General features: G+C 41.0%; 14 protein-coding genes. 12 read left to right on the top strand and 2 right to left on the bottom strand.

What is annotated here, in order from left to right:
• Together AB4653_RS00690 and AB4653_RS00685 are read right to left on the bottom strand one after the other, a co-directional pair.
• A partial coding sequence (locus AB4653_RS00690) for a hypothetical protein (protein ID WP_137002694.1) occupies window positions 1-371 on the bottom strand: 371 nt, incomplete at its 3' end.
• 64 nt (window positions 372-435) lie between these two features.
• Window positions 436-651 (bottom strand): helix-turn-helix domain-containing protein, encoded by a 216-nt coding sequence (locus tag AB4653_RS00685; protein WP_029189208.1) that lies wholly within the window; start codon window positions 649-651, stop codon window positions 436-438.
• 742 nt (window positions 652-1,393) lie between these two features.
• Between AB4653_RS00685 and AB4653_RS00680 the strand changes: the two genes are divergently transcribed.
• The 12 genes from AB4653_RS00680 (at window position 1,394) to AB4653_RS00625 (ending at window position 8,538) form a co-directional block, all read left to right on the top strand.
• Window positions 1,394-2,134, top strand: a complete 741-nt coding sequence (locus AB4653_RS00680) for a site-specific integrase (protein WP_102258444.1) — start codon at window positions 1,394-1,396, stop codon at window positions 2,132-2,134.
• Window positions 2,135-2,160: 26 nt separating this feature from the next.
• On the top strand, window positions 2,161-2,352 hold the full coding sequence (locus AB4653_RS00675; RefSeq protein ID WP_102258443.1) for a hypothetical protein: 192 nt from the start codon (window positions 2,161-2,163) through the stop codon (window positions 2,350-2,352).
• 78 nt (window positions 2,353-2,430) lie between these two features.
• Window positions 2,431-3,279 carry a hypothetical protein gene (locus AB4653_RS00670; RefSeq protein ID WP_102258442.1) on the top strand — a complete coding sequence of 283 codons (849 nt, stop codon included), beginning with the start codon at window positions 2,431-2,433 and terminating at the stop codon, window positions 3,277-3,279.
• Window positions 3,280-3,295: 16 nt separating this feature from the next.
• Complete coding sequence (locus tag AB4653_RS00665; protein ID WP_102258441.1) at window positions 3,296-4,372, top strand: hypothetical protein; 1,077 nt, start codon at window positions 3,296-3,298, stop codon at window positions 4,370-4,372.
• A 57-nt stretch (window positions 4,373-4,429) separates the two neighbouring features.
• A complete protein-coding gene (locus tag AB4653_RS00660) occupies window positions 4,430-4,741 on the top strand; it encodes a hypothetical protein (protein ID WP_102258440.1) in 312 nt (103 codons plus the stop codon).
• Window positions 4,742-4,793: 52 nt separating this feature from the next.
• Window positions 4,794-5,771: a RhuM family protein gene (rhuM, locus tag AB4653_RS00655; RefSeq protein WP_102258439.1), complete on the top strand. Its 978-nt coding sequence runs from the start codon at window positions 4,794-4,796 to the stop codon at window positions 5,769-5,771.
• A gap of 1 nt (window position 5,772) precedes the next feature.
• Window positions 5,773-6,048, top strand: coding sequence for a helix-turn-helix domain-containing protein (locus AB4653_RS00650; protein WP_102258438.1), 276 nt, complete (start codon window positions 5,773-5,775; stop codon window positions 6,046-6,048).
• Window positions 6,049-6,204: 156 nt separating this feature from the next.
• Window positions 6,205-6,630 (top strand): DUF262 domain-containing protein, encoded by a 426-nt coding sequence (locus tag AB4653_RS00645; protein ID WP_170962758.1) that lies wholly within the window; start codon window positions 6,205-6,207, stop codon window positions 6,628-6,630.
• A gap of 217 nt (window positions 6,631-6,847) precedes the next feature.
• The gene (locus tag AB4653_RS00640) at window positions 6,848-7,153 is read left to right on the top strand and encodes a hypothetical protein (RefSeq protein WP_102258435.1); all 306 of its coding nucleotides are present in this window, start codon (window positions 6,848-6,850) and stop codon (window positions 7,151-7,153) included.
• A gap of 270 nt (window positions 7,154-7,423) precedes the next feature.
• Window positions 7,424-7,591, top strand: coding sequence for a hypothetical protein (locus AB4653_RS00635; RefSeq protein ID WP_157936409.1), 168 nt, complete (start codon window positions 7,424-7,426; stop codon window positions 7,589-7,591).
• A gap of 82 nt (window positions 7,592-7,673) precedes the next feature.
• Entirely contained in the window at window positions 7,674-7,832 is a 159-nt protein-coding gene (locus AB4653_RS00630) for a hypothetical protein (protein ID WP_157936408.1), read from the top strand.
• Between the two features lie 76 nt (window positions 7,833-7,908).
• Complete coding sequence (locus AB4653_RS00625) at window positions 7,909-8,538, top strand: hypothetical protein (protein WP_102258434.1); 630 nt, start codon at window positions 7,909-7,911, stop codon at window positions 8,536-8,538.
• The last annotated feature ends 9 nt before the right edge of the window (window positions 8,539-8,547 follow it).

Raw genomic sequence — 8,547 nt, 5'->3', positions numbered from 1 at the left:
CATGATACGAATGCGCTATTAGGTACAGAATCACCGAATGCTCGACTAAGTATCTCTTTTTGACATTTTAAGAACGTTTCTACATTCTCAACGCTGTATTCAAAGCCTTCTGATTTGTTGTGTAAATCTAAAAAAACAGATTCCACAGACACGTTTTGTTCGTTCTGTACGGCTTGAATGGCGGCTTCTGTACGCGATTGTTCGGGTAGGTCATCATCGATATTCGACACGGCTATATATACACCTTCAAAACGCTCAGTTTGCCATTGTTTGGCCGCTAACTGTTGCGCCTCTTCACTTTTACACCAGTCGTTAAATGCAAGCCTTTCAGCTTCTCGACTTTTGCGCCACTCTTCGTGTGATTGTTCCATTTATTCCCTTATCTGGATAATAAAAAACCCACTGTAAACAGTGGGCTAGTGAGGTGATTGATTGTTACAGCTTGAGACCGATACTTTTTAAATACTCGATATGACTCTCGTACTTTTTTATGTGTCGGGTTCCTGTGTTGGGTGAAATTCCAAACCGTTTTTCAGCCTCATATACAGATGAAACCTTATTGCTTAAAACGGCTTCTACTAACTGCCTTTGCTCCTCTCTTTTAAAAAGGTGCTCTAGGATTAATTTGAGTTGTTTGTTGTTTGGGTGCATTTGATTCTGAATGTTAATAAGCCCCATAAGGGGCTTATTTTAGAAGAGGATGAAGCCTAAAGTTAAACCTGAAACCATGATAACAACAGAAGTCAGCATCATGTGATTCTCTATCCACTTATCCATGAAATCACCTCCTTAGCTAAGTCTAATTTGATGAAACCGCCAATAGTTAACCAGATTATAAGCCAACGTTGGCAAAAGCCAAACGTCTTTAAGCGTATCTCTGAGTTAATACCTCGTATCTGTGCCTTTTCAAGCTCAGACGTGACAGGCGTAGCATTGTTGCCCTCACTCATAACCACCTCACATTGTTAAAGAACTAGGTCGTTTCTGACCATGAATGTATACTATCAATTATATGATAGTATTGCAAGCGTTTTTTTGATAGCAAACACAAAGCCATTTCCGCAATTGCCACCATATTTCGGCTTTGTTCTGTGACTTTAAAGAGCCAGTTTTATCTTTGGCTTCGATTATTTGAGGTAGTGCTATGTGTGTAAATCCTTATTTATTAATGAATACGCACACACGTTAGCAGTGGGATAAGCTTAATTCAGCGAACTAGGCTTTGTTTGGTGGGGCTTTAAGGGAAAACTAAGAGATGTTTTTCTGAAAAACGGCCAGCAGCGTGATTTTCCTACACGCAGGACTTAACTAGTTGGTTTTGTGACCAAAACTTACCACTTGCTCTATTACGAAGAGTAGTAACGCGCTACAATGTGCATTATTGGTTGTAAAAATGCGTGATATTGTGAAAGGTAGACCACCGACTAGAGCCGAGTACAACAAGATCCTCAAGGTCAGTATTAACAGAACGAACAAATGGAGCATCATCGGCAAGCTAGTGATACAGCTAATGAGCTGCGCTGCACTCCGAGAAATTGAAATAGCAAACTTGATGGTACAAGACCTTGTGGCAGCAAACGGTGATTTGCATGAGCTATTTATTTTAGATGCTGACAGAACATATAACGGAAAAGAGCGCCCCATATTGCTAAATGATGATCTCAAGAAAACGTTAGAGCAGTATTTGGCTTTACTGCGGTCAGAGGGGGTTCTTAGTTCACCCAACCGAAGTTACTTGAGCTTAATGCCAACAGCATTGTTAATCATCAATCCACTGACATTTAAGCCTTTTGGGTTGCAAAAACGTGGAGTTAGGGGAGACAAAATCGCTTACAGTTCAACGCACTTAAACAAGTTTGTCGATGGAATTATTCACTCTGCAAAACTTAGTGATGTTGGGATTACACGTAAGTCCCTGCACAGGCTGTTTCTGATCGAAGCGTACAAAAGCGATATTGGCCTTAGAGATATTTCTACTATAAGTGGTTTCTCGGTTGACAGCATAAAGAAGGCGATAGCTATGGATGTGGGGCAATATGCGCCAATTCACGAATGGTTTACTAAACGTGATGAGGCAGCCAAGAGGCGGCTAAATCGCATGAGACAGGTTAGAAAGTGGACATTCGCGGATTAACAAAAGACGACATTTGAGGTGACGTTATGGTTAAGTTACAAGTCTTTCTATTGGCAATTATCGCTACAGCACTCTGTAGTATCGCATTTAACTATAAGCTCAATTCTGAACAAAATTCCGAGTTGCTTGAGCTATCTATTGTCGAAAAAAAACTAACTTTGAAGCAGATTGAACTCGAAGTAAAAAAGCTTGAGCAAGACCTTGTTCTTGTTGAGTAAAAGAAAAAGCAAGTTGTTATGGCGATCCTAAAACGAAACCCTGCACTTTCTCAATCAGTAAGGCCAAAGGAGCGACCTATGAGAGATGATCCTATAAAAAATGAAGCTGAAATAGCAGATGTAGCCAAGGTATTTCTTGAGTTGAGTAACTGGTCTTTGTATCCAGAGGTAGTTATCGATCTATTTAATGGTCGCCCTGACTTTATTGGAGTAAAAGGGAGTCTATGCCAGGTTATTGAGTGCAAAAAAACGTTGAGCTATCCGGTTATCGAACAGTTAGCTAGGTGGCAAATTGATGCGGAAAAAAGAAAGGAATGGCATCGAAAAGGGTATGAACAAAAGATCGCGGTTCCCCACTTATTGATAGCATTCGTAAGTCGAACAAACGGGTCAATGTCCGATCTTAAAAAAATCATGCTAGAGCAATACCGAATTGGTGTTTACTCAATATCTAAGCGGCCTAACATGAGGACTCGCAATATACAATCTCAACCATATATCAGCATAAGTGATGAGCGGTATTGGACTATCGTATGGGGAAGCTATGAGTACACTATTCATCAAGATGTTGCACCTAAAATTCAACACGGCTCTCGTAAAACAGCCCATCGCATAATTGAATTGTTGAATGATGACATGCGCTGCGCTCAAGCTGGTGTTAAAGGCGGGGAGACCGATTACATGACACCATTCAAGAGAACCATGAATAGAGTCAGAGCGGTGCTTGAAGATGGAAAAGAGCTTCACATACAACACATAATAAATGACATTAGGCCGCTTGGAGGACATCACTATGTGAGTGACAAAGTGGCAATGGCAAGTATCTCAAAATTTATTGATAAGTTTGAGATAGCAAAGCGAACTAGAGAATACGGAGCGTGGTTCGTCATTGAAAATCATGAACCATCGAATGAAAAATCCATATAGGTAAAGGAGTAGTGGAATGAACTCAAATAGCTATCATCCAATATGGTATCAGCGCAATCGCCCTTTTTCTAAAAAGGCAAAGCACACCATTAGTCAGTTTGGTTTTAGTGGCAACTCCATCCAAACTATTCAAGCGACAATCAGCAGAGAATGGAACGCAGCTCTTGAGCAGGGGAAGATACATAAAGATAGTATCAGTACCGACCTTATGCCAGAAATTAGCTTGGCTATGTACTATGGTGCTTTTGCTGCAAATGGTCACAACCTATTTTCGTTTACTGATCGCATAGGTGAAATGCTTTCAAATACTAAAGCCTCAGAAGTGCCGATTAGTGCATTACAGTCGCCTTATCCTTACTACTTTGTTCAATTCCATAAAGCGGTTTCTTGGGGAAACTTAGAAATCACAGGTGCATATATCGTAGATGTTCCAACATTATTGCAAGTATGCCTTGTTCTGAAACCACTCAACGATTCATCACACTGGATGGCCTCACCATCCGGTTACTTCTATTTGCCACTCTCTAAAGAATCTGACACATCATTGGGCGACATTATCCAACAAACGATTGATTCAGAAATTGCTAGTAAATGGGAACACGCTACCAAATCAATGCCGATTGAAGATCCCGCAATCATAGATTTGAGAGAGCAACGAGCTAAGCGAGAAACAATGGATCTAAGTAGTGGTAGACAAGCAATTCAACAGGCAATGGAGTATTTGGCTAATTGTCTTTGCTATCTCTCATCACACCGTTTATTGGAAACAGAATTTCCATCAGATGCGCCGAAATCATTATTAGACAAACTGAATAATGCTAAAACGACAAAGCAAAAACAAAAAGCAGAAAGCCAATTGAAGTCAATGGGGTACTTGCCTGTAACTTATATTCGACTTGACTTAGATGAATCGACAATAAGTACAGGTAAAGGGGATGGTACGAGTAAAAAACAACACTGGCGTAGAGGACATTGGCGCAATCAACGCAAAGGACAGTCTTTGTCGATTTCTGAATTAATTTGGATTAAACCTACTCTGGTGGGCGATGCCGATAGTGATGAAGATGATGTTCGAGAATACCGTTTAACGTGATAGGAAAACGTTGCGCACAAAAGTTAGCCAAATGTTCAAGTAACACTGAGGTTAGATATGCGATATTTATTAGTTACTGGGCATAAATACCCTAAGTTTTACAAGGTAGACGGTTCAATCGTGGAAATTGAACTCAATTACGTGGATGAGAAAGTATTTTCATCAATGGATGAAACGGGCAAGTTAACCCATAGACAAATCGGAGGTACACAGCCTTGCGTTGATGGTCATTGGCTAGTGGATTCTGTTGAAGAAGCTTTAAGTAGTCTTGAAACGAAAGACGTATATCCATTCGTTTCTAAAGCAGCAGCGAAAGAGAACGCAAAGCGGTTAGGTTTAAAGACCTTTAAATATATAGCTGTGCCATAAAACGATTGAAACAAGTACGCAAATGGACTTTTCAGGATTAAAAGGTTAGATAATGAGCAATTCAGTGATCGACATATTCGAATCAAAAGATGGTGAAATCAGACTTGAGGTTAACGTCGAAAGCGACACAACATGGCTTTCACAAGCTCAGATTTGTCATCTGTTTGGTCGTGAACGTTCTGTTATTACCAAGCACGTAAATAACGTCTTCAAGGAAGGTGAGCTTGAAGAAAAAAGCAATGTGCAAAATATGCACATTGCTAATTCAGACAAACCTGTGAAGTTTTATAGCTTGGATGTTGTAATCTCCGTTGGTTATCGAGTTAAGTCAAAAGTTGGCGTTCAGTTTAGGCAGTGGGCAACCAAACTACTCAAGGAGTATTTGATTCGAGGCTATGCCATTGACAGCAGTCGTCTTGAGTCAAATGCTCAGGAATTAGAGGCCGCAATCAAGTTAATTCAACGTTCAGTCAAGTCGCCAGAGCTAACTTTAAGTAGTAGTCGTGGCATCGTAGATATCATCAGTCGCTATACCTCTACCTTTTTATGGCTTCAACGATATGACGAAGGTTTATTAACTGAACCTAGAGGTATTCAAGGTGGTGAGTTTCCATCAACGGAAGTCGCGCTACAGGCTCTTTCAGAGCTTAAAGTCGATCTTATGGCTAAAGGTGAGGCCACCGAGTTATTTGCGCGTGACAGAGGTGCTGGTGGGCTTTCTAGTATCTTTGGTAACTTAAACCAGAGCGTATTTGGTGAAGATGCTTACCCGACCATTGAAAGCAAAGCTGCACACTTGCTGTATTTTTGTGTAAAGAATCATGTCTTTAATGATGGCAACAAACGGAGCGCGGCTTTTTTGTTTGCAGACTTTCTCCATCGCAATAATCGCCTCTATGATGCGGAAGGTAGTGCCGTTATCAATGATTCTGGATTGGCTGCACTAACACTGTTAGTTGCGGAGTCTGAGCCTAGTCAGAAAGACACGATTATTCGACTCATCATGAACATGCTTGCGGTAGAGAAGTGAAATGCAGAACAAAACACGTAGCGGAATTGCTAACTACAAACGTCTGTACTTACTTTCTTTGATAGATAGTGGGGTAAATACAGTTCCTTTGTTAGAAGCTAAAACTGGCATGGGTAGACGTACAATTCAGGCTTTAATAAAGTCATTGGTAGACCTTGATGTAGAACTTAATCGAGTTGGTTCAGATCGTACTGGTTGGTATGAAATAACGAGTTGGGGGTTTATTTCGAAAGAGTATATCCAAATTAATTTACAGCACATTAAAGGTGTGTTGTAATGTGTCTATTGATTTGTTTTATTAAGAGACTAGTAACCTATGTTTATTCCACAACGACAACCACTAGGCCAGCATCGAGCTTTTAATGTCGAGCATTTAGTTTATATACAGAAACGCTCGGATGAGCGTGAATGTGGTTGGTCTAAAAGATATGTTATGGGTTTACCACTCCCTGCCTGGCAACGTCCCTATGAATGGGATGAAGTGCAGCAACAGCGTTTGATCGAGTCAATCTATTTAGACCTGTATCACGGCGTTTACGTTCTTAATGCTAACGATTATGAAGGCTCTGAAGGTAAGCCTAGAAAGTTCTCGGGAGCGCTCTTAGATGGTCAACAACGGATCACCACAATTGAAAAGTACCTCAACGATGAGTTTAAGGTATTTGGTGCGTATTGGTCAGAGTTAACAAAAGGCGAAAAACGTAGATTCTTAAATGCTCCCTTTAACTGTATCGAAGTAAATATCTGGGATGAAAATGAACTGCGTCAACTATCAGACCGATTAGCGTTCGGTGGTACGGCTCACAAAGATGAGTATCGAGCTACCCAAGGCTATAACTACCAAGAAACTAATGTCTAATGGGAACTTAAATTGAAGAACAAGGCCATCAAGCAATGGATTTGTGATTATTGTAAGCAGCAAAACATCAAAGATGCGCCTCACATGCAGTTTAAATTTGCTACGTATTCATCGGGGAAACGAGCTTTTTCATATAGTTTCAATGGCAAGCGCTGGTGGCCTGTTAGTTACGAGGAACCTGTCAGTATTTTGGGAAAAGTAGATTAGGGAATTTCAAATGATCCGTGAGTATATTTATATTGAAGAAGGTGAAGTGAAAGAGGGTTTATCACATAAACTCTGTGCGCCAGTCTCATTTTGTCGAGACAAGAAACCATACCGATTATGGTCATTACCCCATTTCCGCTGTAAAGACATTAAGCCTCCTAAAAGCCTTCCTTTAATTCACGGTGGCTCAGCATTTTTAGAAGATCAACTAAGGGACTGGTCAGTACGTCAAGACCGCTTGTTCTATCGAGGTCAATTTGTTGAAGGGAACATTTGGCTAGCGATTGAATATGAAGAAACTGCCGTCCAGTCGTAATAGTTAAGAGCATCGCCACTACCAAACAGCAATGGAATTGATATGGCAACCACGATTCTACAACAAGGAATAAGCAGTGAAACCATTTATTAAACAAGTTATTGATCCTGCATCGAACGCGAGTCTTTTTAGCAAGAAATGTCGATCAAAACGAGTACCCAAGTGCTCAGGGGATCGAGTCGGTACACGTACCGCTTATCGTATGGCAATGAAGCGTGATTTGATTCGCTCATCGAACACTTAACCAACGTGGGAAACGTGGAAAACGATATGACTTTCGCAGAGGCCAAGAACAGTCACCCTGAATACGGGGGGATCTTAGATAGAATTGCATTCCTGGCGGCTCTCGATAGAGGTCTTTCTGAGGCTGAAGACGCAGAACTAGCGAATCTGCACGTACAAGATGCTGAATGGCGAAATCTCCTTAACTTAACGTAGGAAAAATCGAGCTTGTGCAAAAGGCATTGAAATAGCTGAATTTAGCGCCTTTGACAGAAGTAATTAACTAAAGGGAATAGCGATGAAGTTTGTGAACGTAGATAGAATTGCCAGCGCGATGGCAGAACTTATAGAAAACTACTCCTGGGGTGGAGCTTGCTATGCCTCTACAGCAATTATGCACACTACCCTGAAATTGGCTGGTATCGAAACTACTCCTTGCTTAGGTTACGTATCATAAATTAACGACGATGGAATGTAATAAAGGTGACGTACTGTGCGCTAGAACGGGCGTCCAATCGTAATAGGAAAAGGATATGCGAGTAGGAAGTGTAAATATAGTTGACTTGTTTGCAAGCACAGATTGGTGCTTAAGAAAGAGCTTTCCAAATGACTACGATATCAGGTGTTTATATAGTGCTTGTGCGATACATACCATCCTGTTAAATGCAGGTGTAAAGTCCAGTATTGTCGGTGGAAATGTGGGCGTATTTACTATGTCTATCGATGGCCGTGATGCTCGTTTAGAGGGCTTTAGAGGATTTACATCAGAACAACCAAGCCACTTTTGGGTTGAAACACAGGGGTACATTCTCGATCCGAATACAACCTATCTACCCAAAGGTTCTCGCATGGATGCAGTAGAAATGCCCATGATTGTTTGGGATAAATCGGAAGTTTTACCGAAGTATCTTCAATATGAAGAGACAATTCGCTATATGGAGGACGCGCAATACTGTCTTCCAGATGACATTGCCAACCGAATTAAAACATTCATTGAGGACTGCAGTAAAAGGTACTTTTCGCGAGCAGCAAAGAAAAAGTTGCCTACTTGGATACTGACTTCTAAGCATGGTTTAAACGATGCTGCTAGGTCTGGTGATAGATGGGCTAAAGGTGCTTTGCGTTTCGAGTCGCTGAGTTCAGTACCGTCCATACCACAATAAACAACACTT

Origin of the sequence: Vibrio sp. 10N.222.48.A3 (assembly GCF_041475345.1) — a bacterium.
Taxonomy (GTDB): Bacteria; Pseudomonadota; Gammaproteobacteria; order Enterobacterales; family Vibrionaceae; genus Vibrio; species Vibrio tasmaniensis_A.
Note: the sequence above shows the minus strand (reverse complement) of the source record. Positions and strands in the feature narration are given on the sequence as shown.

What these genes read in the sequence shown, in the direction of transcription:
- AB4653_RS00685 (WP_029189208.1), bottom strand. Translation starts at nt 651, where the DNA reads ATGCACCCAAACAACAAACAACTCAAATTAATCCTAGAGCACCTTTTT.
- AB4653_RS00680 (WP_102258444.1), top strand. Translation starts at nt 1,394, where the DNA reads ATGCGTGATATTGTGAAAGGTAGACCACCGACTAGAGCCGAGTACAAC.
- AB4653_RS00675 (WP_102258443.1), top strand. Translation starts at nt 2,161, where the DNA reads ATGGTTAAGTTACAAGTCTTTCTATTGGCAATTATCGCTACAGCACTC.
- AB4653_RS00670 (WP_102258442.1), top strand. Translation starts at nt 2,431, where the DNA reads ATGAGAGATGATCCTATAAAAAATGAAGCTGAAATAGCAGATGTAGCC.
- AB4653_RS00665 (WP_102258441.1), top strand. Translation starts at nt 3,296, where the DNA reads ATGAACTCAAATAGCTATCATCCAATATGGTATCAGCGCAATCGCCCT.
- AB4653_RS00660 (WP_102258440.1), top strand. Translation starts at nt 4,430, where the DNA reads ATGCGATATTTATTAGTTACTGGGCATAAATACCCTAAGTTTTACAAG.
- rhuM (WP_102258439.1), top strand. Translation starts at nt 4,794, where the DNA reads ATGAGCAATTCAGTGATCGACATATTCGAATCAAAAGATGGTGAAATC.
- AB4653_RS00650 (WP_102258438.1), top strand. Translation starts at nt 5,773, where the DNA reads ATGCAGAACAAAACACGTAGCGGAATTGCTAACTACAAACGTCTGTAC.
- AB4653_RS00645 (WP_170962758.1), top strand. Translation starts at nt 6,205, where the DNA reads ATGGGTTTACCACTCCCTGCCTGGCAACGTCCCTATGAATGGGATGAA.
- AB4653_RS00640 (WP_102258435.1), top strand. Translation starts at nt 6,848, where the DNA reads ATGATCCGTGAGTATATTTATATTGAAGAAGGTGAAGTGAAAGAGGGT.
- AB4653_RS00635 (WP_157936409.1), top strand. Translation starts at nt 7,424, where the DNA reads ATGACTTTCGCAGAGGCCAAGAACAGTCACCCTGAATACGGGGGGATC.
- AB4653_RS00630 (WP_157936408.1), top strand. Translation starts at nt 7,674, where the DNA reads ATGAAGTTTGTGAACGTAGATAGAATTGCCAGCGCGATGGCAGAACTT.
- AB4653_RS00625 (WP_102258434.1), top strand. Translation starts at nt 7,909, where the DNA reads ATGCGAGTAGGAAGTGTAAATATAGTTGACTTGTTTGCAAGCACAGAT.